Here is a 26416-nt window from a genome sequence, read left to right on the forward strand (position 1 = left end):
CGCAGTACGTTGCGTAAAAAGGCCTCGCCCGGGAGACCGGGCGGGGCCTTTTGTTTGTGAGACGACGCTTCCCCGCCTATTGGGTGCGCCAGTGATCCAGGGCGCGGTAGCTCAGGGCCTCGGTCAGATGCCGGGTGGCAATCGCTTCCGCGCCGTCCAGGTCGGCGATGCTGCGCGCCACGCGCAGGATGCGGTGATAGGCCCGTGCCGAGAGACGGAAGCGCTCGGCCGCCTTGTCCAGTAGCTCGCGGTCGGTGGACGCAAGGGCGGCGTGTTGGTCGAGTCCCGCGCCATCCAGAGTGCTGTTGAGCCCCTCCTGGCGCGCCTGCTGCCGGTCGCGCGCCCGGGTCACGCGCGTCGCGACCGCAGCGGACGTCTCGGTGGGCTCGGTCGCGCCAGCCAGGTCGGCCGGCGGGATCCGGGGCACCTCGATGGCGAGGTCGATCCGGTCCAGCAGGGGGGCGGACAGGCGCTTGCGGTGCCGGGCCCGCTGCTCCGGGGTACATTCGCAGCGTTCGGCCAGGTCGCAGTCGAAACCCTGCGGGCAGGGGTTCATCGCCCCCACCAGCTGGAAGCGGGCCGGGAACTCGGCCTGGCGCGCGGCGCGCGAGATGTGGATTACGCCGGTTTCCAGCGGCTCGCGCAGCACGTCCAGCACCGAGCGGTCGAACTCCGTCAGTTCGTCCAGAAACAGCACGCCCTGGTGCGCCAGCGAGATCTCCCCGGGGCGCGGGGTGCTCCCGCCGCCCACCAGGGCCACGCCCGATGCGGTGTGATGGGGGGAGCGGAACGGGCGGGCCCGCCAGTCACCCCGCAGGTGGGTGCTGCCGCGCAGGCTGTGGATGGCCGCGGTCTCCAGTGCCTCCGCCTCCTCCATGGGCGGCAGGATGCCGGGAATGCGGGCGGCGAGCATCGATTTGCCGCTCCCGGGCGGGCCGACCATCAGCAGGTGGTGCCCGCCGGCCGCGGCGATCTCCAGGGCGCGCCGTGCCTGGTGCTGGCCGCGTACGTCCGCGAGGTCCGGGTGGCTCGGCGGTTCCGGCTCGGGCGGCCGGGCGGGTGCCAGGGCGTCGCGCCCGGCCAGCGCCGCGCATACCGCGGTCAGGTGTGACCCGGTGAGGACTCGCGCACGGCTCGCCAGTGCCGCCTCGGCGCCGTCCTCCGGGTTGACCACCAGGGCGCGGTCGGCATCCGCGGCGGCGAGTCCGGCCGCCAGTGTGCCGCCCACCGGCCGCAACTGGCCGTCCAGCCCCAGTTCGCCGAGGAATTCGTGCGCCGCCAGCGCTTCGGCCGGGATCTGCTGGCTGGCGGCGAGGATGCCCAGCGCGATCCCGAGGTCGAAGCGGCCGCCGTCCTTGGGGAGGTCCGCCGGGGCCAGGTTGACGGTGATGCGCCGCCGCGGAAATTCGAAGCCGCTGGTCTGGATCGCCGCGCGCACGCGATCACGGCTCTCGCGCACCGCGGCCTCCGGCAGGCCGACGATCTGGAAGGCCGGGAGGCCATTGGCCAGGTGGGTCTCGATGGTCACCAGCGGGGCATGGATGCCGTCGATGGCGCGGGCGTAGGCAATGGTGACGGGCATCCGTGCCCCTCCGTTCGGCCGCCGGGGGTCCGTCCCCGGCGGGTGGTTTCAGTGGTGGCTACTGCCCCGGGGTGTCGTCCGGCCGCCCCTCCAGCGCGGCTACGCGAGCCTCCAGTTCGGCGAGGCGTTCGCGGGTGCGCTCCAGCAGGGCGACCTGAATGTCGAAGTCCTCGCGGGTGACCAGGTCCATGCGCTCGAAGCCGCTTTGCAGCGATGAGCGGACCTGGCGCTGCACGTCTTCCTGCATGTGGCGCACGGACTCCGGGAGGCTTTCGGTGATCCGGCGAGCCAGGTCGTCGAAGCGTTTGGAATCGATCATCGGGTGGTCTCCTGACGCGTGTTCTTGGTTCTGGCCAGTGTAGCGCGGCTGACCCCGGGTACGGCTACTGCGACGCGGAGCGGCCGCCATCCACCGGGATAACCTGGCCGGTAATGTAGGGCGCATCCAGCAGCAGGAACCGCACGGTACGGGCGATATCCTCCGGGCTGCCCTCGCGCTTGAGGGCAGTGCGCTCGATCATGGCCTCGTGGGTGCCGGTATTCTGCGCATCCTCCGGCGCCAGGATCGCGCCGGGCGCAACCCCATTGACCCGCACGCCGGGCCCCAGTTCGCGGGCAAAGGCCTGGGTCAGGGCCCAGAGCCCGGCCTTGGCCGCCGAATACACCGGGTAGCCCTTCAGCGGGCGCAGCGCGTGGATATCCACGATGTTGACGACCGCGCCCTGCGCCCGCTGCAGCGCCGGGTTGCACGCCTGGGTGAGGAAGGTCGGCGCCTTCAGGTTGGAACCGATCAGGTCGTCCCAGGCGGATTCGCGGATCTCGCCCACGGGGGTTGGATAGAACGTCGAGGCGTTGTTGACGAGAAAGTCCAGCCGCCCCCAAGCCGCCTCGGCGTCGCGGGCGAGGACTTCGATGGCCTGGGGGTCGAGCAGGTCGGCCTGCAGGGTGCGGGCGCTGTCGGGGCGCACCGCGTTCAGATCGGCGGCGAGCGCGTCGGCCTCGTCACGCGAGCCGCGGTAATGGATCAGCACCCGCAACCCGGCCGCGTGCAGGTGCCGGGCAATGGTGGCGCCGACGCGCCGTGCGGCCCCGGTGATCAGCACCACGCCCGCCGGGTCGGGTGTCCTGCTCAAATTGTCGGTGGGTGCCTGCGCCACGTCCATCCCCGGGTTGGTACCATGCGTCGCCATGTTGCCGCCGAAACCTAGCACAAACACCGCCGACGATCCGGTCGCCCGGGAGATCGCCGCGCGTCTGCGCACTCACCTGCAACAGAGTATTGCGGCGGGCCAGGGGTTCCTTCCGTTCGTCGATTACATGCAGGCGGCCCTGTATGCGCCGGGTCTGGGCTATTACGTGAACGGGGCACACAAGCTGGGCGAGGGCGGGGACTTCGTCACCGCGCCGGAGCTCTCGCCGCTGTTCGGCGAGACCCTGGCGACCTGGCTGGCCCCGGTGCTGCGCGATGACCTCGACGGCGCCGGCACGCTGCTGGAATTCGGTGCCGGCAGTGGCCGCCTGGCGGGGGATGTGATCACTACCCTGCGCGAGCTCGGGGTCGCCTGGGAGAGGTACTGGATCATCGAGGTAAGCCCGGACCTGCGCGCTCGGCAGCAGGCCCACCTGCAGGCCCAGCTGGAGCCGGCGGAATACGCGCGTGTGGCCTGGCTCGACGCCCTCCCCGAGGCCCCCTTGCGTGGGGTGGTGCTGGCCAACGAGGTGCTGGATGCCCTGCCGGTGGAGCTGTTCCGCTGGCGTGAGGGGCGCGTGTGGCAGGTCGGCGTCACTACCGAGGCGGACGGGGCGCTGACCCTGGCCGAACGCGAGGCCCCGTCGGCCCTGGCCGAACCCGTGACGCGGCTGGCGGCCGACTATGGCCCCTGGCCCGAGGGCTACCTGTCCGAGTGGCGGCCGGCGCAGGCGGCGTGGGTGCGCGCGCTCGCCGAGGGGCTGGAGCAGGGGGTGGCCGTGATCGTGGATTACGGCTTTCCGCAGGCGGCCTACTACGCCCCGGAACGGCACCAGGGGACCCTGGTCGGCTACTACCGCCAGCAGATGATCCAGGATCCTCTGGCCTATCCGGGGCTGATGGACCTGACCGCCAGTGTCGACTTCACCGCTGTGGCCGAGGCGGCGGATGCCGCGGGCCTCGATGTGCTGGCCTACGCCGGGCAGGGCGAGTTCCTCCTGGGGGCGGGGCTGCCGCAGCGTTTCGAGGCCCGCGTCGGTAGCGGCGAGGATGCCCGCCTGACCATGCAGGCGGCGCAGGCCGTGCGCATGCTGACCCTGCCGGGCGAGATGGGCGAGCGCTTCCAGGTCATGGCTCTCGGTCGCGGCTGCGCGCATCTGCCGCTGGGGGGTATCCCCGATCGCCGGGGGCGCCTGTGAACCCCGGTCCTGGCGCAATGGCGCGGTCGTTCCGGGGATGCTTGGTGGCATCGACGAAACCCGGCATGCTGGCGCCATGAAGGTACTGGGTATCGAAACCTCCTGTGACGAGACGGGCGTGGCGCTGATCGACAGCGACCGTGGCCTGCTCGCGCACCGGCTGTACAGCCAGACGGATCTGCACGCAATCTACGGCGGCGTGGTGCCGGAACTGGCCTCGCGCGACCACATCCGGCGGCTCCTGCCGCTGGTGCGCGCGGTGCTGGAGGAGGCGGGCGTGGACGGGCCGGACCTGGATGCGGTGGCCTACACCGGCGGGCCGGGACTGCTGGGGGCGCTGCTGACCGGTGCCTCGGTGGCCCGCTCCCTGGCCTGGGGCTGGGGTATCCCGGCGCTGGCGGTGCATCACCTGGAGGGCCACCTGCTGGCGCCGTTTCTGGAGGATACCGGGCTCGACTTCCCGTTCCTGGTGCTGCAGGTCTCCGGGGGGCATACCCAGCTGATCCATGCCCGGGCCCTGGGCGACTACGACCTGATCGGCGAGAGCATCGACGATGCCGCCGGCGAGGCCTTCGACAAGACCGCCAAGCTGCTGGGGCTGGGGTATCCGGGTGGCCCGGCGCTGGCGCGCCTGGCGGAACAGGGCGAGCCGGATGCCCTGCGGCTGCCGCGCCCCATGCTGGATCGCCCGGGGCTGGACATGAGCTTCTCCGGCCTGAAGACCGCCGTCCTGACCGCGCTGAAGAAGCAAAGTTACCGCCCGGAGGATGTCGCCCGCGCCTTCGAGGAGGCCGTGACTGACACCCTGGTCGAAAAGACCCGGCGCGGTCTGGAGCAGACCGGGGCCCCGGCGCTGGTGGTGGCCGGTGGCGTGGCCGCCAACACCACGCTGCGCGCGGGGCTGCAGGCCATGGCGCAACGCCAGGGGGTGCCGGTGTATTTTCCGCGCCCGGAGTTCTGCACCGACAACGGGGCGATGATCGCGCTGGCCGGGCTGCGGCGGCTGCAGGCCGGTGGCGTAGGGGATGCCGGGGCCCCGGTTGTCGCCGCGCGGGCCCGCTGGCCCCTGGCCGAACTGGAGGCGCCGGTTCCGGCCGGACCGGGCTGAAGCCCTGCCCGGCCCGTGCTCGGTGGGCCGTCAGTCTCCGGGGGCCGGGGCCTTGTTCTTCTGGCCGATCCGCGATTCCTCGCCGCGCATCAGACGGCGGATATTGCTGTCGTGGCGGATGAACAGGATTACGCTCATCAGCGCGACCGCGGCGCTGATCCAGTGATCCATGCCCAGCAGGATCGTGTACACCGGGGCCATGCCGGCCGCGACCAGGGCCGCCAGCGACGAATATCGCCAGATCGCGGCGACCACGAGCCAGGTGAGCAGCACCAGTCCGCCGGCCGCCGGGCTGATTGCGAGGATCACGCCAAGTGCGGTGGCCACACCCTTTCCGCCCTGAAGGCGGTAGTACACGGGGAACACGTGACCGAGGAAGGCGGCCAGGCCGATCAGGCCGATCGCCCAGCCGGGGAAGAGCTCCAGCTGGAGCGCGACGAACACCGGCAGCCAGCCCTTGCCGACATCCCCGATGAGCGTGATGATGGCCGCCTTCTTGCCGCCCGAGCGCAGGACATTCGTGGCGCCGGGGTTCTTCGACCCGGTGGTGCGCGGGTCCGGCAGGCGCAGCAGCTTGCTGACCAGTATGGCCGTGGAAAGCGATCCCAGCAGATACGCGATGATGATGCCGATTGTAATAGCCATGAGCGGTGAGCCTGTCTGCGCGGATGGGCAAGAGATTGCGAGCGCACATGATACGCAAGCCGGTGGCCGGCGTTCAGCGCGCTGAGATGGAGGCTGCGACCCGCCCGGTCCATGACCCGACGCTGGTGCTGTTGCACGGCTGGGGCTTTTCCGGCGCGGTCTGGGCGCCCCTGCGGGCCAAGCTGCCGGCCGGCACGCGGGTACTGGCGCCGGATCTGCCCGGTCATGGGGCCGCGGGCGACGGCTGGCGGCTGGCGGATGCGGAGGGCGCCGCCGCGGCCCTGATCGCCGCGCTGCCCGCGGACGTCGAGTACCCGGTCTGGGCTGGCTGGTCCCTGGGCGGCCTGGTGGCGCTCGCGGCGGCGCGCCAGTGGACGGGCCCGCAGGGGCTTGTGCTGATTGGGGCGACGCCGCGCTTCATCCGTAATGATGACTGGCCGGCCGCCCTGCCGCTGGCCGAGCTGGAGGACTTCCGCGCCGCCCTCGGAGGCGACCGCCGCCGACTCAATCGGCGTCTGGCGATGCTCTGTGCTCGCGGCAGTCCCGATGCGGCCTCGCTCGCGCGTGCGCTGGCGGATCGGATGCAGGCGGCCCCGGCCTCCCCGGATGGGCTGGCTGCGGGTCTGGACCTGCTACAGGACGCCGACCTGCGCGCCGCCTGGGCCGAGGTGCAGGCGCCGGTGGCGTGCTGGCTGGAGCCGGAGGACGCGCTGGTGCCGGCCGCGGTGGAGGCGGGAATGACGAGCTTGCGCCCCGATGGCCGGATCGGTCGCGGGGCGGGCGGTCATGCGGACTGGTGGGCGCGACCGCAGCGGCTGGCCGGATTTGTTTCCGAGTTTCTGGATCACTGCAGTGCAGGGGAGTCCGCATGACCCGACCCGACAGCTTCGATCTCGACAAGGCGAGGGTGCGCGAGGCCTTTGCGCGGGCCGCCGCCACCTACGAGGAGCATGCGGTCCTGCAGCGCGAGGTGCAGGAGCGGATGCTGGAGCGCCTGGACTGGATCCGGATGGAGCCGGAACGCATCGTCGATCTGGGCTGCGGCATCGGCGAGGCCCTGGATCAACTGGGCCGCCGCTACCGCGGGGCACGCCTGGCCGGCGTGGACTTCGCCCCGGAGATGGTCGCGCGGGCGCGGCGTCGCGGGCGCTGGTTGCGGCGGCCGCAGGTGGTCTGCGGTGACCTCGAGGCCTTGCCGCTCGCCGAGCGGTCCTTTGATCTGGCGGTCTCCAGCTCGGCCCTGCAGTGGTGCAGCGACCTCGACCAGGCCTTCGCCGAGGTGCGGCGTATCCTGCGCCCGGGCGGGCTGTGGCTGTTTACCACCTTTGGCCCGGACACTTTGCGCGAGTTGCGCGCCGCCTTCGCGGCTGTGGATGGCGGCGCCGGGGCACATGTCAACGCCTTCATGGACATGCACGACATCGGCGATGCCCTGGTGCGATCCGGCTTTGCCGATCCGGTGATGGACCAGGAGGCCCTGACCCTGACCTACCCGGATCTGACCGGCCTGATCCGCGACCTGCGCGGGGTCGGGGTGCGCAACGCCCTGGCGGGGCGTTCGTCGGGTCTGTTTGGCCCCCGGCGTCTGGTGGCCGTCGCCGAGGCCTATGCCCGCGACTTCGGCGTGGAGGGTCGCCTGCCCGCGACCTGGGAGGTGGTCTACGGCCATGCCTGGGTGCTGGATGCGCCGCCCCCGTCGCGGCCAGACGGGCGCGTGATCCCGGTTCAGCCGGTTCGTTGATCTGGATCAACGAAAATGCCGCCCGCGTCCCTCGCGGGCGATCCACCGGAAGATGTATTCTCTTTGGCGGGAAAAGTTCCGCCCGTCCCGCTCAATATCCGAGTGACACAGGCGGTATTGGTTTTTTGTGGGCCCGGAATGGGGTAGAGTTCACGCCCCCGAACCATCGGGACATCCGTGTTCCCCGCAGCAAGGTGGAAAAGTCATGTCACAAGCAGCCACTACGGCGGGTGCCGCACCCGCAGCGTCAGTCGCGACTTCCGAGCAGTACAACTACGCGATTATCAAGCGGTTTGCCATTGCCGCCGTCCTCTGGGGCGTGTTCGGGATGGCCGCCGGTGTCTGGATCGCCTCGCAGCTGGCGTTCCCGTTCCTGAACTTCGATATCGCGCAGATCACCTTCGGGCGCTTCCGTCCGGTCCACACCACGGCCGTGATCTTCGGTTTCGGGGGTAACGCGCTGTTCGCCACGTCCTACTACGTGGTGCAGCGGACCTGTCAGACCCGGCTGTGGAGTGACTCCATGGCGAGCTTCACCTTCTACGGGTGGAACCTGGCGCTGGTCCTCGGCGTGATCACCTACATGATGGGGATCACCCAGGGCCGCGAATACGCCGAGTTCAACTGGCAGATCGACATCATCATCCTGGTGGTCTGGGTCGCCTACTTCATGATCTACCTGATGACCCTGCTGCGTCGGAACCAGCCGCATATCTACGTGGCGAACTGGTTCTTCATGGCCTTTATCCTGGCCACCGCGCTGCTGCACATCTTCAACAACATCCAGGTCCCGGTCGGCCTGTTCCACCCGCATTCCTACTCCATCTTCTCCGGGGTGCAGGATGCGATGACCCAATGGTGGTACGGCCATAACGCGGTGGGCTTCTTCCTGACGGCCGCGTTCCTCGGGATGATGTACTACTTCGTGCCGAAGCAGGCCGGTCGCCCGATCTACTCGTACAAGCTGTCCATCATCCATTTCTGGGCGCTGGTCTTCCTGTACATGTGGGTGGGTGCGCACCACCTGCACTGGACCGCGCTGCCGGACTGGGTCTCCACCCTGGCGGCGACCTTCTCTATCCTGCTGCTGCTGCCCTCCTGGGGCGGCATGATCAACGGCATCATGACCCTGTCGGGCGCCTGGGATAAGCTGCGCACCGACCCGATCATGCTGTTCCTGATCACCGCGCTGGCGTTCTACGGCATGTCGACCTTCGAGGGTCCGATGATGTCTCTGAAGAGCGTGAACGCGCTGTCGCACTACACCGACTGGACCGTGGGCCACGTGCACTCCGGCGCCCTCGGCTGGGTGGCGATGATCTCCTTCGGCTCGCTGTATCACCTGATCCCGCGGCTGTGGAACGTCAACCTGTACAGCCTGAAGCTGGTGTATGTGCACTTCTTCCTGGCGACCATCGGGATCGTGCTGTACATCACCGCGATGTGGGTGGCCGGTATCGGTCAGGGCCTGATGCTGCGCGCCTTTGACCAGTACGGGAACCTGGCCTACACCTTCACCGAGTCGGTGGTGTTCCTGCACAAGCCGTACGTGGTGCGTGCCATTGGTGGCGGGTTCTTCCTGGCCGGCATGCTGATCATGGCGTTCAACATCGCGATGACCGTTCGCTCGGGCATCAAGGCCGAGGCCCGCGAGGCCCAGGCCGCGTCCGCCGAAGCCCGCACGGCCTGATTAGGGAGAGACTAGATCCATGAAGCATGAAAGCGTTGAAACCAATGCCGGCCTGCTGATCATCCTCACCCTGGCGGTGATCAGCGTCGGCGGCCTGGTCGAGATCGTGCCGCTGTTCTACATCGACGACACGATCGAGGAAGTGGACGGCGTGCGTCCGTATACGCCTCTGGAACAGCGCGGGCGTGACATCTACGTCCGCGAGGGCTGCTACACCTGCCACTCGCAGATGGTGCGTCCGTTCCGTGACGAGATGCTGCGCTACGGTCACTACTCGCTGGCGGCCGAATCGCAGTACGACCATCCGTTCCAGTGGGGCTCGAAGCGCACCGGTCCGGACCTGGCGCGCGTGGGGGGCAAGTACTCCAACGAGTGGCAGGTCCAGCATCTGATCGACCCGCAGTCGCTGGTGCCGGAGTCGATCATGCCGGGCTACCCCTGGCTGGCGACCACGCCGCTCGATTACTCCGATATCGATCGTCGCATGATCGCGCTGAAGCGCGTGGGCGTGCCGTACTCGCTCACCGACGAGGAATACCAGGCCAACGTCGAGAAGTTCGGGGAGCAACACGCCCGGATGTTCGACATCCGCGACGCCGAGGACAATCTGGTGGCGCAGGCGCAGGCCGAGAACTTCGACGGCAACCCCGGGACGATCACCGAGATGGATGCCCTCGTGGCCTATCTCCAGGTCCTCGGGACCATGGTCGACTTCAGCGAATACGACGACGGGCACTTTGCCGAATTCCGGTAAGGGAGGACGGGCGCCACGATGACGGGACTTTGGGAATGGATCACGGATATGGGCAACAGCAAGATCGTTGCCCTCATCCTCTTCATGAGCACCTTTATCGGGGTCGTGATCTTCCTGTTTTCCAATCGTCGGCGTGCCCGGAAGTTCGAGACGTATCGCTACATTCCTCTGGACGACGATGATTCACATCGGGAGCCCGTGGCCCGGCGTGACAAAACCAAGAGTGACGAGCAATGAGCACACAGGACAACCGTGATAAGGACCCGAACCAGGTCGAGACCACTGGGCACGTCTGGGACGGCAACCTTCAGGAATACAACAATCCGCTCCCGCGTTGGTGGCTGTGGGGCTTCTACGCCACGATCGTGTTCGCGCTGGTGTACTGGCTGATCTACCCGGCCTGGCCGATTGGCGACAGCTTCACCAAGGGCTTCAACACCATCACCTTCGAGCAGGGCGGCGAAGAGCGCACCATGCACTGGAACACCCGTGCGTTGCTCGCGAAGGACATGCAGACCGGCACCTATGCCGTGCGCCAGCGCGAGATGCTGGAACAGGTGGCCGCCCAGGATTACGAAACGATCCTGCAGGACGCTGAAAGCATGAGTTTCGTCAACGCGTACGCCCAGGGCTCCTTCGGTACCTGGTGTGCGGCGTGTCACCAGGTCGGTGGCGCGGGCGTGGTCGGGCAGTACCCGAACCTGCGCAATGACCACTGGAAGTGGGGCGGAACGGTCGAACAGATCGAGGAAACCCTGCACCAGGGCCGCCTGGGCTACATGCCCGGGTACCGCGACACCCTGAGCAGCGACCAGCTGAATCAGGTCGCCGCCTACGTGCTGTCGCTGAACGACTACAGCGTGGATCAGGACGACGCCGATGCGGGTGCCCGGATCTTTACCGGGACCGACGGTGGCTGCTTCCAGTGCCACGGCATGGACGCCCAGGGGCTGACCTCGCAGGGCGCGCCCAACCTGACCAACGATCTGTGGGGTCTGGTCGACGTGCGCGGCGCGGAAAGCGATAGCGAGCGTCAGCGTCTGGTCGCCAATTTCATTCGCGATGGTATCCAGCGTGAGATGCCGGCATTCGGTGATCGACTGTCGGATGCGGAGATCAAGATGCTGACCGCCTACGTGCATTCCCTGGGCGGGGGGCAGTAGGCCGGCTCCGTCGACCTGGCGAGCCCCGGGGGTGCGGAGGCCTGCCAGGATGCACGCGTTGACAGGGGTGCCCGCCGGGTGGATTGACGCCCGAGGGTGCCCCTTTTTGTTTTGAACTGTTGCCGCGGCCCGCGTATTGCCGCCGGGCCGCACTGCCGGATACGCTCCGGGAGGATCCGATGTCCCAGTCCCAGCCGCTGTACGAGGCGCGAATCCCGATCCACCCGCGGTCGGTCAAGGGGCGGTTTCGCAACCTGAAGACCGGAATTCTCCTCCTGGCCTACGGGGTATTCTTCGGTCTGCCGTGGATCCGCTGGGAACGTGAATACGGGCCGGATCAGGCGGTGCTGTTCGACATCCCCGGGCGCCAGTTCCATATCTTCGACCTGGTTGTCTATCCGCAGGATATCTTCTGGCTGGCAGGCTTTCTGGTCCTCGCCGCATTGCTGCTGTTTTTTGTGACCGGTGTGGCCGGGCGCGTGTTCTGCGGCTACTTCTGCTTCCAGACCCTGTGGACCGATGTCTTCATGTGGCTGGAGCGCAAGATTCAGGGGGAGCGGCCCGCGCGCCTCCGGCTCGCCAAACAGCCCTGGAACGCCGAAAAGCTGGCGAAATATGGTCTCACCCATGCGTCCTGGCTGCTGGTGGCTTTCGCCACCGGGCTCGGGTTCGTCCTGTACTGGGGCGATGCGCCTTCCATCGTGGCGGACTTCTTTACCGGCCAGGCAGTGTACGCCGCCTATGTGACCGCGGGGATCCTGACCGCCACCACCTACACGTTTGCCGGGCTGGCCCGCGAGCAGGTCTGCACGTTCATGTGCCCCTACGCGCGTTTCCAGAGCGTGATGTTCGACCGCGACACCATGATCGTGTCGTACGACGAATCACGCGGCGAGGGCACCGCCGGCCGCGCCAAGGTCCAGGCCGGTCTGAAGACCCGCGAGCAGCGCCAGGCCGCCGGCGTCGGGGACTGCATTGACTGCGGCTACTGCGTGCAGGTGTGCCCGACCGGCATTGATATCCGCGATGGGCTGCAGTACCAGTGCATTCACTGTGCGCTGTGCATCGATGCCTGCGACACGATCATGGACAAGCAGGGCTGGCCACGCGGGCTGATCGCCTATACCTCGGAGCGCGAGCAGGAGGGCGGCAAGACTCGGTTCCTGAGGGGCAAGACGCTGGGTTATGGGGCGGCCGTGCTGGTCGTTATCGTTGCACTGGTTGCCAGCATCGTGGGTCGCCCGCCCGTGGACGCCAACGTGAACCAGGTGCGCCAGCCGCTGTATGTGCAGATGTCCGACGGGCGCATCCAGAACGGCTACGAGATTCGCCTGAACAATACCGCGGACCGGGAGCTGGACTTCCAGATCGGACTCGCCGGGCTCGACGGCGCGGAGCTCGACCTCGGGCAGGTGGAGCGGATCCGCCTGGAGCCCGGGGAGCGACTCACCGTGGTCGCGCGCGTGCGCCACGACGTGCCCGAGGGCGCCCCCTCGCCGCAGCCGTTCCGTTTTGTGATTACGGATCGCGAGGGTCATATTGAACCGCTCGAAGTGACGTCCCAGTTCAGTCATCGCTAACGGTGTTCCGTTGCGCACTGCGCCCGGGCGAGAAACAGTATTCGTGCTGCCGGAAATCGCGCGGCACCCCGCGAGCCCCTAGCTTGCGATCACGCAGGAAACGAAGAAGACATCATGAGCAATCTCGTCATTACCCTCGGCGTCGGTACCGCGGCCCTGGCCATCCTGTTCGCGCTGATCTACCGCTTCACGCGGCTCAAGGCCTACAGCACATCGGCGGTGGTCGTCGCCCTCATGCTGTTTGTGTTCATTCCCTACTCGATCCTGACCTGGCAGGGCGCGGATGTCTTCGCCATCCATCTCGCGCTGTACATCATCGTGCCCTACGGGCTGGGGATCGTCTTCACGCAGAAAGAGGCGGAGGCCGAGAGTGGCGGCAAGGCCAAGATTGGCCGGCTGCACTGGGCTCCGCTGGTTCTCGTGGGGTTTTTCACGATCGTCGCGTCCGTCCAGGCCGTCCTGATCACGCTGGCCCATAACGGGATGCCGCAGCAGTTTATCGGTTCCATCCTGCCGGAGCCGGAGAACCGGGCGGAGCAGGTGACCTCGGCATTCCCGGGCACCGTGGCCGGCATGGAGAGCCGCAAGCAGGCCCTGGCCGTACACCGCGTGTCGGAGCTCCAGGCCCAGCGCGAGAAGGGCTGGCAGGTTCGTCAGGGCTGGGTCGAGCGCCCCACCGAGGGCGAGGCCGCCACGCTCCAGGTAGAGGTCCGGGATGCCGATGGCGTCCCGATCAACGACGCCAGCATCCGCGGCATCTTCATGTGGCTCGCCGACGAGCGCCGCGACCAGGGCTTCGAGATGCAGCACATGGGCGAAGGCCTGTACCAGGTCGAGGTCGCGCTGCCGGCCCCGGGGCGCTGGGATCTGCGCTTCCAGGTCCAGCGCGATGACCAGCTCCTGGAACAGCAGGCCCGGACCCGCGTGCGCAGCGCCCAGTCCGGCTGACCCCCCGCGCTCCCGCCGTGGCGCTCGCGTCCGACTCGCAGGCCCCGGCAGCGTCCGCGGCCCCGACCCGGTGTTTCCACTGCGGGCTCGCTGTGCCCGCGGGCGCGTACTATCCCGTCACCTTCGAGGGGCGGGAAGAGCCTACCTGCTGCCCCGGCTGCCAGGCCGTGGCCGGGGCGATTATCGAGCGCGGCCTGGGGGCCTATTACCATCACCGCGATGCCCCGCCGGCGGAAAGCGGCAGTCCCCTGATCCCGGACGAGCTGCGCGAGCTGGAACTGTTCGATCATCCCGGCGTGCAGCAGCAGTTCGTCACGCCGGCGGGTGCGGCCGGCGAGCGCCGCGAAGCGGCCCTGATGCTGGAAGGCATCACCTGCGCGGCCTGTGTCTGGCTCAACGAGCGCCATGTCCAGACCCTCCCGGGCGTGGAGAGCTTTCGCGTCAACTATTCCACCCATCGCGCCCAGGTCGTCTGGGACCCCGAACGGATCGCCCTGTCGGATATCCTCAAGGCGATCCGCGACATCGGCTATCACGCCCACCCCTACGACCCCGGCACCCGCGAGCAGGCCATCGCCCGCGAACGCGGGCTGGCCCTCCGCCGGATCGCCGTGGCCGCCCTTGGCATGATGCAGGTGATGATGCTGGCCGTGGCCCTCTGGCTGGGCGCCGAGGACACCGAGCACGAGGACCTGCTGCAGTTCATGCGCTGGGTCGCCGCCGCGCTCACCACACCGGTGGTCCTCTACTCCGCGATCCCGTTCTACCAGAGCGCCTGGCGCGACCTGCGCCATCGCCAGCTCGGCATGGACGTACCGGTGAGCCTGGCGATCATCGTCACCTACCTCGCCAGCCTCTACGCGGTGATCCTCGGCACCGGTGAACACGTCTACTTCGAATCCGTGGTCATGTTTGTGTTCTTCCTGCTGACCAGTCGCTACCTGGAGCTGATCGCGCGCCAGCGCGCCAGCCATGCCATCGACCGCCTCGATCGACTGGTGCCGGCGATTGCCAACCGCGAGGGCCCCGACGGGCAGATCGAGGCGGTCCCGGTCGGCGAACTGGCCCCCGGCGACCGGGTGCGGGTCCGCCCCGGCGAGACCATCCCGACCGACGGTGTCGTGCGCGCGGGCGAATCCACGGTCAACCGCGCCCTGCTGACCGGCGAGCCGGAGCCCCACCCGGCGCGCCCCGGCGATGCCGTGACCGGGGGCACCGTCAACGTCGACGGCCCTCTGTCCGTCGAGGTCCAGCGCGTCGGCGCGGAGACCACCCTGGCCGCGATCCAGCGCCTGCTCGACCGCGCGCAGACCGAGAAGCCCCGTATGGCGCGCATCGCCGAGGCCGGAACCGGCTGGTTCGTGGGCGCGGTGCTGGTACTTACGGCGCTGGCTGGCCTGGTCTGGTACGCCTGGATCGACCCGGCCCGCGCCCTCTGGGTGATGGTCGCGATGCTGGTCGCGACCTGTCCCTGCGCCCTGGCGCTGGCGACCCCGGTCGCGCTGACGGCCACCACCGGCGCACTCTCGCGCATGGGTCTGCTGGTGACCCGCGGCAGTGCCCTGGAGGCCTTGCCGCGGGTCGACATGGTCTGCCTCGACAAGACCGGTACCCTGACCGCCGGCATGCCGCGCCTGGTCGCCCGCGAGGACCTGCAGCCCGCCCCCGAGAGCGACGACTGGCTGGCGTGGGCGGCGGCGCTGGAGTCCCATTCCGAACACCCCCTGGCCCGGGCCCTGGCCGGGTCGGCGGGGGCCTCCCGCATCCACGCCACCGGGGTCCGGAACCTGCCGGGCCGGGGCCTCGAGGGCAGCATCGAGGGGCGCCGGGTGTCGATTGGCGGGGCCTCCATGCTGCCCTCCGGCGTCGACGCACCGAGTCCGGCCGCACCCGCGGACTATCCGCTGGCCACGCCGGTCTGGCTGGTCGTCGACGATCAGCCCGTCGCGTTGTTCTGGCTGGCCGACACCCCGCGTCCGGAGGTGCGGGATGTGCTCGGTGACCTGCGGGCGCGCGGCCTGCGGGTGGTCCTGCTGACCGGAGACCGCCCCGAGGCCGCCAAGGCGTTTGCCGCGCAGATGGACATCGCCGAGGCCGAGGGGGGGCTGACGCCGGAGGACAAGCTCGCGTACGTGCGGGCGCGCCAGGCCGAGGGCCGGGTGGTGCTGATGGCCGGCGAGGGCATCAACGATGCCCCGGTGCTGGCCGGCGCCGACGTGTCGATGGCGATGGGCGGCGGCACCCAGCTGGCCCAGACCCAGGCCGACCTGGTCCTGCTGTCGGATCGCCTGGACCACTTGCCGCAGGCCCTGGATCAGGCGCGCCACACCCGGCGCGTGATCCGTCAGAACATTGCCTGGGCAATCGGCTACAACGTGGTGGCGCTGCCAGTGGCGGCCGCCGGCCTGCTGACCCCCTGGCTGGCGGCACTGGGCATGTCCCTCAGTTCGCTGCTGGTGGTGGGCAACGCCCTGCGGCTGCGACCGGCGCGGGAGACCGCGGAGCGCAGCCCCATTCGCCCTGCCGAGCCCGTGGCGCCGCCGCGGCCGCCGGTGTAGGTACTGGTTTAAGCGGCTGGTCTGGCTGGGTACACTGGGGCCATGACCATCCTGTACCTCCTGATTCCGCTGGCGATGCTGTTTGCCCTGGTCGTGGGGTTGGTGCTCTTCTGGGCGATCCGTTCCGGCCAGTACGACGATCTCCAGGGCCCGGCGCACCGCATCCTGATGGATGACGACGACCCGCGGATCCCCACCCGTTCGGGAGACGACCCGCCCGGGCGGGACCGCGAGGGCCGTCCGGGCCAAAAGTCCGAGCGCTGACGTCGGTCGAACTTGCGCCGCGTCGCGGTGCCGCTTACCCTTCGCCTATTCTGGTTGGAAAATTCCGAGGATTGCGAGATGCGCGACTGGTTTACCTTTGAGAACTTCCCGCTGACCTTTACGGCAGCCCTGATCATCTGGTCCTGGATCAGCTTCTTCTCGGTGATCCTGTTCGGCTGATCCGGCGCGGAACGGGCCGGCGGGGCCATCTCGCCCCGTTCGGTAACCCAAAAGGCCCCGGCTTGTGCCGGGGCCTTTTTGCGTTCGGGGCCGGGATCGCCGGGCCGCAGGCCCGGGTCAGTCGTCGAAGGCGGCGCGGATGCGCTTGATTGCGTTGTTCTCGATCTGGCGGATGCGCTCCGCCGAGACGCCATATTCCGCAGCCAGTTCGTGCAGCGTCGCCTTCTGGTCCGCCATGTAGCGGCGCATCAGGATGTCGCGGGCGCGCTCGTCGAGTTCGCCCAGGGTCTGGCTCAGTCGCTCCTGGTAGTGACGGTCCCAGTCTTCGTCTTCGGTGACGTGCGCCGGGTCGTCGCTCAGGTCCTCCAGGCTCAGGCGTTCGGACGGGGCCTGGTAGCCTTGTTCGTCGTCCGCCTCGGGGCCCGGGTCGAAGCTCGCGTCCTGGCTCGACAGGCGGCGCTCCATCTCCCAGACGTCCTTCTCCGACACGCCCAGATCCTGCGCGACGGCGGAGACCTCGGCGTTCGACAGCCAGCCGAGGCGCTGCTTGGCGCTGCGCAGGTTGAAGAACAGCTTGCGCTGCGCCTTGGTCGTCGCCACCTTCACGATGCGCCAGTTGCGCAGGATGAACTCGTGGATCTCGGCGCGGATCCAGTGCACGGCAAAGGACACCAGGCGCACGCCCTGGTTGGGGTCGAAGCGGCGCACGGCCTTCATCAGGCCCACGTTGCCTTCCTGGATCAGGTCACCCAGCGGCAGGCCGTAGCCCTGGTAGCCGCGCGCGACGTGGATCACGAAGCGCAGGTTGTGCAGGATCAGCTGGCGCGCGGCATCGAGATCCTGGCGCTCGTGCAGCGCCACGGCCAGTTCGCGTTCCTGTTCGGCGTCCAGCACCTCGATGCGGCCGACGGCCTGCATGTAGTGATCGAGGTCGCCCACCGGTACGGGCATGTCGACGCGCGGGGTGGTCAGGGCCTGGGTCATGCGTGGTGATTCCTCCCGATTCTATGGCTCTAGATTAGCAGTCTGAGGGTGAGAGTGCTAAACCCTGTAAAAGTTCCGGCTGTGTTCTGCCAACGTGAGCGTGTACATTAATCGCGTTTCCTTAGGGCGCATCCCGCAGCGCATGACCGCTGCCCAGTCGGGCCCCCAGCCAGCCCAGGAGCAGCCCGGCCAGCAGCAGGGTGAGCAGATGGCTGCCTCCGGGGAGCGCGAGCTGGAACGGGAGGTCGAATGCCGCGGCCGCCTGTTCCAGGGGTGCCCGGCTGAGGCCGATCCCGACCAGCAGCAGGAGGCCGGCGAAGACCCCGCCCCCCAGCCCGGTGATCAGACCACCGTACAGCGACGGCCGCCGCAGGAAGCGGTGGCTGGCCCCGCTGATGCGCGAGATGGCGATCTCCTCGCGGCGTTCGCGCAGTTCGGAGGCGGTGGCCAGCGCGAGGATCAGGAGGGCCCCCAGACCCAGTAGCGCCCCGACGACCGCCAGGATGCGCAGCCCCAGCTGATGCAGGCTGTTGAGTTGCCGGACCCACTCGTCGTCGCTGACCACGGTGGCGCCCGGTGCCGTGTCGGCGAGCGCCTGGCGCAGGGCCGCGACGGTTTCCGGCTCGGCGGTGGCCGGGAGCACGTCCACGACATCCGGCAGGGGGTTGTCATCCAGCCAGTCCAGCAGGCCCGGGTCGCTCAGGCCCTCGCGGTAGCGTGCCAGGGCCTCGTCGGCGTCGATCCAGGTCCAGCGCTCGATCCGCGCATCGGTCTCCAGGTGGCGTTCGAGCGCCGCCACCGTGTCCGGCTCCACGGCATCGAGATAGAGGGCGATGCGCGGCTCGTGGTCGACGTGGGCGGACAATGCGCGCGCATTGTCCAGCAGGACCCAGAGGTAGGCGGGCAGGGCGAGGATGAACCCCAGCACGGCGATACTGATCAGGCTCAGGACGGGTGCCTGCAGGCGGCGCTGGAGGCTGCGCCGGGCGGCATCCCGGTGCGCCTCCAGCCAGGCCGGGACGGTGTCCAGGAGGCGGCGTCCGGGTTTCACGTCGCGGACTCCGCGGCGCCGCGCGCCTCGATGCGGCCGTCCTCCAGGTGCAGGACCGGCTTGCCCATGCGTTCCACCAGCCCCAGGTCGTGGCTGGCGATCAACGCGGTCATGCCGACCCGGTTGAAGTCGTCGAACAGCTGCAGGATCTCGCGCGACAGCGCCGGGTCAAGGTTCCCGGTGGGCTCGTCCGCCAGCAGCAGGACCGGGCGGTGGACGATGGCCCGGGCAATCCCGACCCGCTGCTGTTCCCCCGCGGACAGGGTGCGCGGGTTCACCGCCTCCTTGTGCAGCAGACCGACCTTGTCGAGGGCCGCGCGTACGCGCTTGCGCATCTCCGGGCGGCGATAGGCGAGGATCTCCAGCGGCAGGGCGACGTTGTCGAACACCGGGCGGTCGAACAGCAGGCGGTGATCCTGGAACACCAGTCCGATACTGCGGCGAAAGCCGGGGATGGCGCGGCTGGAGAGGCGGTCGAGGTCGTGGCCGTTGACGCGGATGCGGCCGCGGGTGGGCCGCTCGAGCCCGGCGATCAGTCGCAGCAGCGTGCTCTTGCCGGCACCGGAGGGCCCGGTGATGAAGGCCATCGCGCCCGCATCCACGCGCAGGCTGACATTGCTGAGCGCCTCTGCCGCGCTGCCGAACCGCTTGGTGACGCGTTGCAGCTGGATCATCCGGAGCGGGTCAGTCGCTGTCGCGGCCGAGCAGGGCGCGGACGAAGGCGCGTGCATCGAAGACCTGCAGGTCCTCGGCCTTCTCTCCGACCCCGATGAAGCGCACCGGCACCCCCAGCTGTTCGGCCAGCGCGAACAGCACGCCGCCCTTGGCGGTCCCGTCCAGCTTGGTCACCACGATCCCGGTCAGGCCCAGCGCCTCGTGGAACTGGCGCGCCTGATTCAGCGCGTTCTGCCCGGTGCCGCCATCCACCACCAGCAGGACCTCGTCCGGGGCGTGTTCGTCCAGCCGCCCCATCACGCGTTTTACCTTGCGCACCTCGTCCATCAGGTTGGTCTGGGTATGCAGGCGCCCGGCGGTGTCCGCGATCATCACATCGATGCCGCGCGCCTGCGCCGCCTGCAGCCCGTCGTAGACCACCGATGCGGAATCGGCCCCGGTGCCCTGGGCGATCACCGGGGCGTTGTTGCGCTCGCCCCAGGTCTGCAGCTGTTCCACCGCCGCGGCGCGGAAGGTGTCGCCGGCCGCCAGCAGCACCGAGCGGCCGTTGGCCTGGAGGTGGTGCGCCAGCTTGCCGATGGTGGTGGTCTTGCCGGCGCCGTTGATGCCGACCACGAGGATCGAGAACGGGCGTTCGGCCTCCGGGATCTCCAGCGGCTGCGAGACCGGCTCGAGGATCTCGATCATGGCCGCCTCGAGGGCGTCCATCAGCGCCTCGGCATCATCCAGCTGGCCGCGTTTTACCTCGCGGGTGATACGATCCATGATCCGCTGGGTCGCATCCAGGCCCACGTCCGCGAGGAGCAGGCGTTCTTCCAGCTCCTCGAACAGTTCGTCGTCGATCTTGCGCCGGAACAGCGACCCCAGATCGCCGCCCAGGGCCTGCCCGGTCTTGGCCAGGCCCTGGCGCAGGCGCTGGAACCAGCCCCCGCGGGCAGGCTTTTCCGGCTCGGCGTTCGCCGTCTCCGGCGGGGCGGCCGTGGAGTCTTCGGACTTCTTCTTGCGGAAACCGAACATGCTCGATGTGGTCAAGTAGAGAGTTCGCCAATGCTAGCACGAGGATTCATGAATCATGCGCGGTAAAAAACTGGTCACAGTGCTCATTACAGCGCTGGTGTGCGCCTGGCCGGCGGTCGGGTCGGCCGCGCCGCCGGAGATCGAATCGGACGTGGTCGAGGCCACGCTGGACAACGGGCTGACGGTGCTGGTGCTGGAGGACCGGCGGGCCCCGGTCGTGGCCAATATGGTCTGGTACCGGGTCGGCTCGGCCGACGAGCACAGCGGTGTGACGGGGATCTCGCACATGCTGGAGCACATGATGTTCCGCGGCTCCGAACGCTACGAGCCGGGCGAATTCTCGCGCATCATCTCGCGCCTGGGCGGACGCGAGAACGCCTTTACCGGTCGTGACTACACCGGCTACTTCCAGGTGATCGGGCGCGATCACTGGGAGACGGTGATGGCGATGGAGGCGGAACGCATGCAGAACCTCAAGCTGCAGGAAGACGAGTTCCGCCCGGAACTGAGCGTGGTCCAGGAGGAGCGCCGCCTGCGGGTGGAGGATCAGCCGAACGCCCTGCTGCGCGAGCAGCTGATGGCCACCGCCTTCTTCAACCACCCCTACGGCAACCCGGTGATCGGCTGGATGAGCGACATCGAGGCCTACACCCTGGAGGATAACCAGGCGTGGTACGACCGCTACTACCACCCCAACAACGCGGTCGTCGTAGTGGTGGGCGATGTCGACGCTGAGCGGGTGATCGACGCCGCCCGCGAGCACTTCGGCGACATCCCCGCCGGGGAGCTGCCGGAGGCGAAGCCGCGCAGCGAGACCCCGCAGAAGGGCGAGCGCCGTATCACGGTGGAGGCCCCGGCCGAACTCCCCTATCTGATGATGGGCTGGAAGACTCCGGTGCTGAACACCGTCGAGGATCCGGTGGATGCCTATGCCCTGATGGTGGCGGCCGGGATCCTCGATTCCGGCGAGGCCTCGCGCTTTGCCCGCGAGATCGTGCGCGGCGAGGAGCTGGCCGGCGCGACGTCGGCCCGCTACAGCCCCTTCAGCCGGCTGGATGACCTGTTCCTGATCGCGGCCGTGCCCACGGCGGATACCGACGTCGACACGCTGGAGGCCGCCCTGCTGGAACAGGTGGAGCGCCTGAAGGACGAGCCGGTCAGCGACAGCGAGCTCGAGCGGGTGCAGGCGCGGGTGATCGCCTCCGAGGTGTACCAGCGCGATTCGGTGCGCTCGCAGGCCTTCCAGCTGGGCATGCTGCAGACCATCGGGGTCGGCTGGCAGGAAGGCGATCGCTTCGTCGAGCGCGTGCGGGCGGTCACCGCCGAGGATGTACAGCGCGTGGCCCGCGAATACCTGGTGCCGCAGCGCCGCACGGTCGGAATCCTCGACCCGCGGCCCCTGGATGGCGAAGACCCGCCTGATCCGGGTGCGGCGCAACCCTATGGCGAAACCGCGGGGGGCATGTGATGACGGGAGGCAAGATGATGCGTGCGGGATGGCTGACGGCCTTCGTGTGGCTGCTGGCGCTGGCGCTGCCGGCCCAGGCGGTGGAGATCGAGCAGTGGGAGACCGACGAGGGCCTGCGCGTGCTCTATGTGGCCGCGCCGGACCTGCCGATGGTCGACCTGCGTCTTACGTTCGACGGCGGCGCCTCGCGCGACGGTGACCACCACGGCCTGGCCTCGCTGACCAGCAGCGCCCTGCGCCACGGCACGGAGGAGATGGATTCGGACGAACTGGCCGAGCGCTTCGAGTCGGTGGGCGCGCAATTCAGCACCGATTCGCTGCGCGACATGGCCATCGTCAGCCTGCGCAGCCTGACCGAGCCGGACTGGATGAATACCGCGGTGGAGACCCTGACCGCCGTGCTGGCCGCGCCGGCCTTCCCCGAGGCCGACTTCGAGCGGGCCCGGCGCCAGGCCCTGCAGGGGCTGCAGCGCGAGCGCCAGGACCCGGGCAGCGTCGCCAGCCGGCGCTTCTACGAACTGATGTATGGCGACCACCCCTACGCCAACTGGCCGGGCGGCAAGCGCGAGACCCTGGAGGCCCTGGCGCCGGCGGATGCCCGTGCGTTCTATGAGCGCTTCTACACCACCGGCAACGGGGCCCTGGCGATCACTGGTGGCCTGACGCGCGAGGAGGCTGAGGCGGTGGCCGACCGGATCTCCGCGGCGCTGCCGCAGGGCGCGGCGGTGGAGCCGCTGCCGGCCGTGGAGCCGCGCGACGAGCCGGTGGAGGAGCGTATCGAGTTTCCCTCCGAGCAGGCCCATATCCTGATGGGCGCCCCGGCGCTGCGACGTGGCGACGAGGATCATTACGCCCTGACGCTTGCAAATCACGCCTTCGGGGGCGGCGGCTTTACCTCGCGGCTGTTTCGGGAGATCCGCAGCCAGCGTGGTCTGGCCTATTCCGTGAGCAGTCGCCTGCAGCCGATGGCGGCCGAGGGCCCCTTCCGTATCGGTATGCAGACCGGCGTGGACCAGGCGGACGAGGCGGTGACCGCCCTGCGCGAGGCGCTCGTGCGCTGGCACGCCGACGGGGTCGATGCCGAAGAACTCGAGGCCTCGCGCGAGAACGTGGTCAACAGCTTCCCGCTGTCGCTGGCCTCGAACAGCGATATCGTCGGACTGCTGGGGATGATGGCCTTCTACGACCTGCCGCTGGACTACCTGGAGCGCTACATCGAGCGCATGGAGGCGGTGGAGCTGGATGAACTGAATGCCCGGTTGCGCGAGCGCATCAACCCGGATGCGATGGTCACGGTGATCGTGGGTGGGCAGGAGTAGGCGGGCCCCCGCCGGGCGCCCGGCGCGCATCCGCATCATCGGCGGCGCCTGGCGGCGACGCTGGCTGCCGGTCCCTGCGGTGGGCGGCCTGCGGCCGACTGCCGATGCCCTGCGCGAGACGGTGTTCAACTGGCTGCAGCCCCGGTTGCCGGGCGCACGGGTGCTGGATCTGTTCGCCGGAACCGGGGCGCTGGGGCTGGAGGCGGCCTCGCGCGGGGCCGGTGCGGTGCTGCTGGTCGAGCGCGATGCGCGCGCCGCGGCCCAGCTCCAGGCCAACTGCGAGACCCTGGGCGCCGGGCAGGTCAGCGTGCGTCGGGATGACGCCCGGCGCCTGCTGGCCGGCCCACCCCCCGAGGGCCTTGCCTACGATCTCGTGCTGGTGGACCCGCCGTTCGGGCAGGGGCATGTCCCACGGGTGCTGGAGGCCCTGCTCGCGCAGGGCTGGCTGCACGCCGACAGCCGGGTTTATGTGGAGATCGAGTCCGAGGCGGATCTCGCCTTTCTCGCCGCGGGGGGCTGGCAGATCGAGCGCGAGCGCCAGGGCGGGCAGGCTCGGGCCCTGCTGCTGGCCCGGAATTCGACCCGCACCGAGGCGTGAGGCCGCGCGGGCCGTGACGCCTGTCGCGGTTTTGCAGTGCGGCGAGTCTTTCGCTACGGTGATGCTGTCCCACCTACCGCGACAACGCCCATCGGGCGCCTCCCCGCGCGGCTTCCGGAAAACTCCGGAACCGGACCGCTCGGTCTTGCGCTTGCCACAGGAACAAAAGGGGAAACCGAATGGATGAGCAGTCCACCCCGGGTCTGACGCAAACCCGCCTCGGCGGCTTTGGCGTGATCTGCAGCCCGGTCTTCTATACCGCCAGCCTGATAATCGCAGCCTTCGTGGCTTTCGGGGCCATCTTCCCGGATCGCGCCGAGGCGATCTTCGAGCAGCTCCAAAGTGGCATCGGGGAGTATCTCGGCTGGTATTACATGCTGGTCGTGACGGTGTTCCTGGTCTTTTCCCTGTATCTGATGTTCAGCCGCTACGGCGGCGTGCGCCTGGGCGACCAGTTCGAGACCCCGCGTTTCAGCTACGCCGCGTGGTTCGCGATGCTGTTCTCCGCGGGCATGGGGATCGGGCTGCTGTTCTGGAGCATCGCCGAGCCGATGTTCCACTACCTCAGCCCGCCGCATGCGGAGGGCGAGAGTGCCGAGGCGGCCACCGAGGCCATGCGCTACACCTTCTTCCACTGGGGCCTGCACGCCTGGGCGATCTACATCGTCGTTGGCCTGTCGCTGGCGTACTACGCCTACCGCCACAACCTCCCGCTGCTGATCCGCTCGTCGCTGTACCCGTTCATCGGTGATCGGATCTATGGTCCGTGGGGACATCTCGTCGACGTGGTAGCGCTGTTCGGCACCATGTTCGGGGTGGCCACCTCGCTGGGCCTTGGCGTCATGCAGATCAACTCGGGCCTGAACTTCGTGTTCGGGATCGAGGAATCCACCTTCATGCAGATCGTCCTGGTCGCGATCATCACCCTGATTGCCGTCGTCTCGGTGGCGCTGGGTGTGGACAAGGGCATCAAGCGCCTGTCCAACTTCAATATTGGCCTGGCGGCGATCCTGATCGCCCTGCTGCTGGTGATGGGGCCGACCCTGTTCATCCTGCGTCTGCTGGTGGAAAGCACCGGTGTCTATGTGCAGTCCCTGCCTGAAATGAGCCTGTGGGCCGACACCATCGAGGACTCCGGCTGGGCCACCTCCTGGACCATCTTCTACTGGGGCTGGTGGATCTCCTGGGCCCCGTACGTCGGTATGTTCATCGCGCGGGTCTCGCGCGGGCGCACCATTCGCGAGTTCGTCGCCGGGGTGCTGCTGGCCCCGACCGCCGCGGCCTTCGTCTGGCTGGCCGTGTTCGGGGGTACCGCGATGAGCTACGAGCTCGACGGCGTTGCGGACCTGGCCGGCGCCGTTTCGGAAAACGTGTCCACCGCGCTGTTTGTCACCCTCCAGGCCCTGCCGCTCTTCGACTGGCTGGCCGTGGCGGTGATGGCGGCGGCGACGCTGCTGATCGTGACGTTCTTCGTGACCTCCTCGGACTCCGGTTCGCTGGTCATCGACACCCTGGCCTCCGGCGACGTGCGTAACCCGACCGTCACCCAGCGCGTGTACTGGGCCATCCTCGAAGGGGTGGTCGCCTCCATCCTGCTGCTGGCGGGCGGACTGGCCGCGCTGCAGGCGGCCGCGATCAGTGTCGGTCTGCCGTTCTCGGTCATCATGCTGATCATGGTGATCGGCCTGTGGCGAAGCTTGCACCAGACCGAGGCGGTCACGCCGAGCAAGTACCAGAAGGAGGCCCCGCCGCCGCATACCCTGCTCGGGTACACGGATGATCTGGACGACAAGATCAAGTAGGGGGTCAGCATGACTGCGTCCCGAGTGGCGCTGCTGGGATGCGGGCTCATGGGGCAACCCATGGGCCTGCGTCTTTTGCAGGCCGGATTTCCCGTGGTGGCCTACAACCGCACGGTCGCTCGCGCGAGCGATCTGGCGGCCGAGGGGGTCACCGTCCACAACGCCCCCGCCGCGGCCGTCGCGGAGGCCGATGTGCTGGTGCTGATGCTCAGCGATGCCGGCGCCATTGGCGCGGTGCTCGACGACCTGCCGGACGGGGCGCTGGATGGGCGCTGCGTGATCCAGATGGCGACCATTCTGCCGGCCGAAAGTCGCGCCCTGGCACAGCGGGTGCGGGCCGCCGGGGCATGCTATCTCGAGGCGCCGGTACTGGGCTCCATACCGGAGGCGCGCGACGGCCGGCTGCTGATCATGGCGGGAGCCGACAGCGACACGGACTTTGCTCGGGCGCAGCCGGTGCTGGCGGCTCTGGGCGAGACCCCGCGACATGTCGGCCCAGTGGGCCAGGGCGCGGCCCTGAAGCTCGCCTTCAACCAGCTGATCGCCAGCCTGACCGCCGCGTTTTCCCTGAGTCTGGGGCTGGTGCGCCGCGAGGGCGTGGAGGTGGATACCTTCATGGACATCCTGCGTGACAGCGCCCTGTACGCCCCGACCTTCGACAAGAAGCTGGGCAAGATGGTCTCCGGCGACTTCGGCACGGCCAATTTTCCGGTCAAGCACTTGCTGAAGGATGTGCGCCTGACCGAGCAGGCGGTCGAGGATGCCCATCTGGTGGGTCCATGGTTGCCGTTGCTGGCGGATCTGCTGGATCGGGCGCAGGCCCAGGGCCTGGCGGACGCGGATTACTCTGCCATCTACACGGCGATTGTCCCGGACTCGCCAGGGCGATGAGGGCGGACCG

At 68.7% G+C, this 26416-nt stretch carries 25 protein-coding genes; 17 read left to right on the forward strand and 8 right to left on the reverse strand.

Features of this window, described 5'->3' with window-relative positions:
* Positions 1–76: 76 nt before the first annotated feature.
* The 3 genes from D105_RS0100760 to D105_RS0100770 all read right to left on the reverse strand — a co-directional run bounded on the left by D105_RS0100760 (position 77) and on the right by D105_RS0100770 (position 2688).
* On the reverse strand, positions 77–1582 hold the full coding sequence (locus tag D105_RS0100760; RefSeq protein ID WP_018877201.1) for a YifB family Mg chelatase-like AAA ATPase: 1506 nt from the start codon (positions 1580–1582) through the stop codon (positions 77–79).
* 58 nt (positions 1583–1640) lie between these two features.
* Positions 1641–1901, reverse strand: coding sequence for an accessory factor UbiK family protein (locus tag D105_RS0100765; protein ID WP_018867744.1), 261 nt, complete (start codon positions 1899–1901; stop codon positions 1641–1643).
* Positions 1902–1965: 64 nt separating this feature from the next.
* On the reverse strand, positions 1966–2688 hold the full coding sequence (locus tag D105_RS0100770) for a pteridine reductase (protein ID WP_018877202.1): 723 nt from the start codon (positions 2686–2688) through the stop codon (positions 1966–1968).
* An 82-nt stretch (positions 2689–2770) separates the two neighbouring features.
* Between D105_RS0100770 and D105_RS0100775 the strand changes: the two genes are divergently transcribed.
* The gene (locus tag D105_RS0100775; RefSeq protein ID WP_018877203.1) at positions 2771–3970 is read left to right on the forward strand and encodes a class I SAM-dependent methyltransferase; all 1200 of its coding nucleotides are present in this window, start codon (positions 2771–2773) and stop codon (positions 3968–3970) included.
* Between the two features lie 76 nt (positions 3971–4046).
* The gene (tsaD, locus tag D105_RS0100780; RefSeq protein WP_026280265.1) at positions 4047–5078 is read left to right on the forward strand and encodes a tRNA (adenosine(37)-N6)-threonylcarbamoyltransferase complex transferase subunit TsaD; all 1032 of its coding nucleotides are present in this window, start codon (positions 4047–4049) and stop codon (positions 5076–5078) included.
* 30 nt (positions 5079–5108) lie between these two features.
* Here the strand turns inward: tsaD and plsY are convergent, their stop codons facing one another.
* On the reverse strand, positions 5109–5723 hold the full coding sequence (plsY, locus tag D105_RS0100785) for a glycerol-3-phosphate 1-O-acyltransferase PlsY (protein ID WP_018875941.1): 615 nt from the start codon (positions 5721–5723) through the stop codon (positions 5109–5111).
* Positions 5724–5770: 47 nt separating this feature from the next.
* On the opposite strand from plsY, the gene D105_RS0100790 reads away from it, so the two are divergent.
* From D105_RS0100790 to ccoS, 10 genes are all read left to right on the forward strand, one after another.
* Positions 5771–6595: an alpha/beta fold hydrolase gene (locus tag D105_RS0100790; RefSeq protein WP_026280379.1), complete on the forward strand. Its 825-nt coding sequence runs from the start codon at positions 5771–5773 to the stop codon at positions 6593–6595.
* Positions 6592–7464 carry a malonyl-ACP O-methyltransferase BioC gene (bioC, locus tag D105_RS0100795; RefSeq protein WP_018877205.1) on the forward strand — a complete coding sequence of 291 codons (873 nt, stop codon included), beginning with the start codon at positions 6592–6594 and terminating at the stop codon, positions 7462–7464. Before D105_RS0100790 ends, bioC begins: the two co-directional genes overlap by 4 nt.
* A 205-nt stretch (positions 7465–7669) precedes the next feature.
* Positions 7670–9154: a cytochrome-c oxidase, cbb3-type subunit I gene (ccoN, locus tag D105_RS0100800; protein ID WP_028485053.1), complete on the forward strand. Its 1485-nt coding sequence runs from the start codon at positions 7670–7672 to the stop codon at positions 9152–9154.
* Between the two features lie 19 nt (positions 9155–9173).
* Entirely contained in the window at positions 9174–9908 is a 735-nt protein-coding gene (gene ccoO, locus D105_RS0100805) for a cytochrome-c oxidase, cbb3-type subunit II (RefSeq protein WP_018877206.1), read from the forward strand.
* Between the two features lie 18 nt (positions 9909–9926).
* Complete coding sequence (locus D105_RS0100810; RefSeq protein ID WP_026279315.1) at positions 9927–10145, forward strand: cbb3-type cytochrome c oxidase subunit 3; 219 nt, start codon at positions 9927–9929, stop codon at positions 10143–10145.
* Entirely contained in the window at positions 10142–11071 is a 930-nt protein-coding gene (gene ccoP, locus D105_RS0100815) for a cytochrome-c oxidase, cbb3-type subunit III (protein ID WP_018867754.1), read from the forward strand. Before D105_RS0100810 ends, ccoP begins: the two co-directional genes overlap by 4 nt.
* 179 nt (positions 11072–11250) lie before the next feature.
* Positions 11251–12651 carry a cytochrome c oxidase accessory protein CcoG gene (ccoG, locus tag D105_RS0100820; protein ID WP_018867755.1) on the forward strand — a complete coding sequence of 467 codons (1401 nt, stop codon included), beginning with the start codon at positions 11251–11253 and terminating at the stop codon, positions 12649–12651.
* A 114-nt stretch (positions 12652–12765) separates the two neighbouring features.
* Positions 12766–13599, forward strand: a complete 834-nt coding sequence (locus tag D105_RS0100825; protein WP_018867756.1) for a FixH family protein — start codon at positions 12766–12768, stop codon at positions 13597–13599.
* A gap of 17 nt (positions 13600–13616) precedes the next feature.
* Positions 13617–16157 (forward strand): heavy metal translocating P-type ATPase, encoded by a 2541-nt coding sequence (locus tag D105_RS0100830; RefSeq protein ID WP_038032625.1) that lies wholly within the window; start codon positions 13617–13619, stop codon positions 16155–16157.
* A 42-nt stretch (positions 16158–16199) separates the two neighbouring features.
* Complete coding sequence (ccoS, locus tag D105_RS0100835; protein ID WP_018867758.1) at positions 16200–16421, forward strand: cbb3-type cytochrome oxidase assembly protein CcoS; 222 nt, start codon at positions 16200–16202, stop codon at positions 16419–16421.
* A gap of 297 nt (positions 16422–16718) precedes the next feature.
* On the opposite strand, the gene rpoH is transcribed toward ccoS, so the two are convergent.
* The 4 genes from rpoH to ftsY form a co-directional block, all read right to left on the reverse strand.
* Positions 16719–17585 (reverse strand): RNA polymerase sigma factor RpoH, encoded by an 867-nt coding sequence (gene rpoH, locus D105_RS0100845; protein ID WP_018877208.1) that lies wholly within the window; start codon positions 17583–17585, stop codon positions 16719–16721.
* Positions 17586–17706: 121 nt separating this feature from the next.
* On the reverse strand, positions 17707–18636 hold the full coding sequence (locus D105_RS0100850) for an ABC transporter permease (protein ID WP_018877209.1): 930 nt from the start codon (positions 18634–18636) through the stop codon (positions 17707–17709).
* Entirely contained in the window at positions 18633–19310 is a 678-nt protein-coding gene (ftsE, locus tag D105_RS0100855) for a cell division ATP-binding protein FtsE (protein WP_018867762.1), read from the reverse strand. The genes D105_RS0100850 and ftsE overlap by 4 nt, the downstream gene beginning before the upstream one ends.
* A 10-nt stretch (positions 19311–19320) precedes the next feature.
* Positions 19321–20328 carry a signal recognition particle-docking protein FtsY gene (gene ftsY, locus D105_RS0100860; RefSeq protein WP_018867763.1) on the reverse strand — a complete coding sequence of 336 codons (1008 nt, stop codon included), beginning with the start codon at positions 20326–20328 and terminating at the stop codon, positions 19321–19323.
* Positions 20329–20383: 55 nt separating this feature from the next.
* Between ftsY and D105_RS0100865 the strand changes: the two genes are divergently transcribed.
* From D105_RS0100865 to D105_RS0100885, 5 genes are all read left to right on the forward strand, one after another.
* Positions 20384–21796: a pitrilysin family protein gene (locus tag D105_RS0100865; RefSeq protein ID WP_026280380.1), complete on the forward strand. Its 1413-nt coding sequence runs from the start codon at positions 20384–20386 to the stop codon at positions 21794–21796.
* A 14-nt stretch (positions 21797–21810) separates the two neighbouring features.
* Positions 21811–23115, forward strand: coding sequence for a pitrilysin family protein (locus D105_RS0100870; protein ID WP_018877211.1), 1305 nt, complete (start codon positions 21811–21813; stop codon positions 23113–23115).
* Complete coding sequence (rsmD, locus tag D105_RS0100875; protein WP_018877212.1) at positions 23102–23713, forward strand: 16S rRNA (guanine(966)-N(2))-methyltransferase RsmD; 612 nt, start codon at positions 23102–23104, stop codon at positions 23711–23713. The genes D105_RS0100870 and rsmD overlap by 14 nt, the downstream gene beginning before the upstream one ends.
* A gap of 179 nt (positions 23714–23892) precedes the next feature.
* Positions 23893–25515: a BCCT family transporter gene (locus D105_RS0100880; protein ID WP_018867767.1), complete on the forward strand. Its 1623-nt coding sequence runs from the start codon at positions 23893–23895 to the stop codon at positions 25513–25515.
* A 9-nt stretch (positions 25516–25524) separates the two neighbouring features.
* Positions 25525–26406 carry an NAD(P)-dependent oxidoreductase gene (locus tag D105_RS0100885; RefSeq protein WP_081618653.1) on the forward strand — a complete coding sequence of 294 codons (882 nt, stop codon included), beginning with the start codon at positions 25525–25527 and terminating at the stop codon, positions 26404–26406.
* Positions 26407–26416 lie beyond the last annotated feature (10 nt).

This window comes from Thioalkalivibrio sp. ALE28 (assembly GCF_000377425.1).
Classification (GTDB): Bacteria; Pseudomonadota; Gammaproteobacteria; order Ectothiorhodospirales; family Ectothiorhodospiraceae; genus Thioalkalivibrio.

What these genes read in the sequence shown, in the direction of transcription:
- ftsE (WP_018867762.1), bottom strand. Translation starts at nt 19,310, where the DNA reads ATGATCCAGCTGCAACGCGTCACCAAGCGGTTCGGCAGCGCGGCAGAG.
- D105_RS0100825 (WP_018867756.1), top strand. Translation starts at nt 12,766, where the DNA reads ATGAGCAATCTCGTCATTACCCTCGGCGTCGGTACCGCGGCCCTGGCC.
- D105_RS0100870 (WP_018877211.1), top strand. Translation starts at nt 21,811, where the DNA reads ATGATGCGTGCGGGATGGCTGACGGCCTTCGTGTGGCTGCTGGCGCTG.
- ccoP (WP_018867754.1), top strand. Translation starts at nt 10,142, where the DNA reads ATGAGCACACAGGACAACCGTGATAAGGACCCGAACCAGGTCGAGACC.
- bioC (WP_018877205.1), top strand. Translation starts at nt 6,592, where the DNA reads ATGACCCGACCCGACAGCTTCGATCTCGACAAGGCGAGGGTGCGCGAG.
- D105_RS0100865 (WP_026280380.1), top strand. Translation starts at nt 20,384, where the DNA reads ATGCGCGGTAAAAAACTGGTCACAGTGCTCATTACAGCGCTGGTGTGC.
- ccoO (WP_018877206.1), top strand. Translation starts at nt 9,174, where the DNA reads ATGAAGCATGAAAGCGTTGAAACCAATGCCGGCCTGCTGATCATCCTC.
- ccoS (WP_018867758.1), top strand. Translation starts at nt 16,200, where the DNA reads ATGACCATCCTGTACCTCCTGATTCCGCTGGCGATGCTGTTTGCCCTG.
- rpoH (WP_018877208.1), bottom strand. Translation starts at nt 17,585, where the DNA reads ATGACCCAGGCCCTGACCACCCCGCGCGTCGACATGCCCGTACCGGTG.
- D105_RS0100885 (WP_081618653.1), top strand. Translation starts at nt 25,525, where the DNA reads ATGACTGCGTCCCGAGTGGCGCTGCTGGGATGCGGGCTCATGGGGCAA.
- plsY (WP_018875941.1), bottom strand. Translation starts at nt 5,723, where the DNA reads ATGGCTATTACAATCGGCATCATCATCGCGTATCTGCTGGGATCGCTT.
- ccoG (WP_018867755.1), top strand. Translation starts at nt 11,251, where the DNA reads ATGTCCCAGTCCCAGCCGCTGTACGAGGCGCGAATCCCGATCCACCCG.
- D105_RS0100765 (WP_018867744.1), bottom strand. Translation starts at nt 1,901, where the DNA reads ATGATCGATTCCAAACGCTTCGACGACCTGGCTCGCCGGATCACCGAA.
- D105_RS0100810 (WP_026279315.1), top strand. Translation starts at nt 9,927, where the DNA reads ATGACGGGACTTTGGGAATGGATCACGGATATGGGCAACAGCAAGATC.
- D105_RS0100880 (WP_018867767.1), top strand. Translation starts at nt 23,893, where the DNA reads ATGGATGAGCAGTCCACCCCGGGTCTGACGCAAACCCGCCTCGGCGGC.
- D105_RS0100760 (WP_018877201.1), bottom strand. Translation starts at nt 1,582, where the DNA reads ATGCCCGTCACCATTGCCTACGCCCGCGCCATCGACGGCATCCATGCC.
- ftsY (WP_018867763.1), bottom strand. Translation starts at nt 20,328, where the DNA reads ATGTTCGGTTTCCGCAAGAAGAAGTCCGAAGACTCCACGGCCGCCCCG.
- tsaD (WP_026280265.1), top strand. Translation starts at nt 4,047, where the DNA reads ATGAAGGTACTGGGTATCGAAACCTCCTGTGACGAGACGGGCGTGGCG.
- D105_RS0100775 (WP_018877203.1), top strand. Translation starts at nt 2,771, where the DNA reads ATGTTGCCGCCGAAACCTAGCACAAACACCGCCGACGATCCGGTCGCC.
- ccoN (WP_028485053.1), top strand. Translation starts at nt 7,670, where the DNA reads ATGTCACAAGCAGCCACTACGGCGGGTGCCGCACCCGCAGCGTCAGTC.
- D105_RS0100790 (WP_026280379.1), top strand. Translation starts at nt 5,771, where the DNA reads ATGATACGCAAGCCGGTGGCCGGCGTTCAGCGCGCTGAGATGGAGGCT.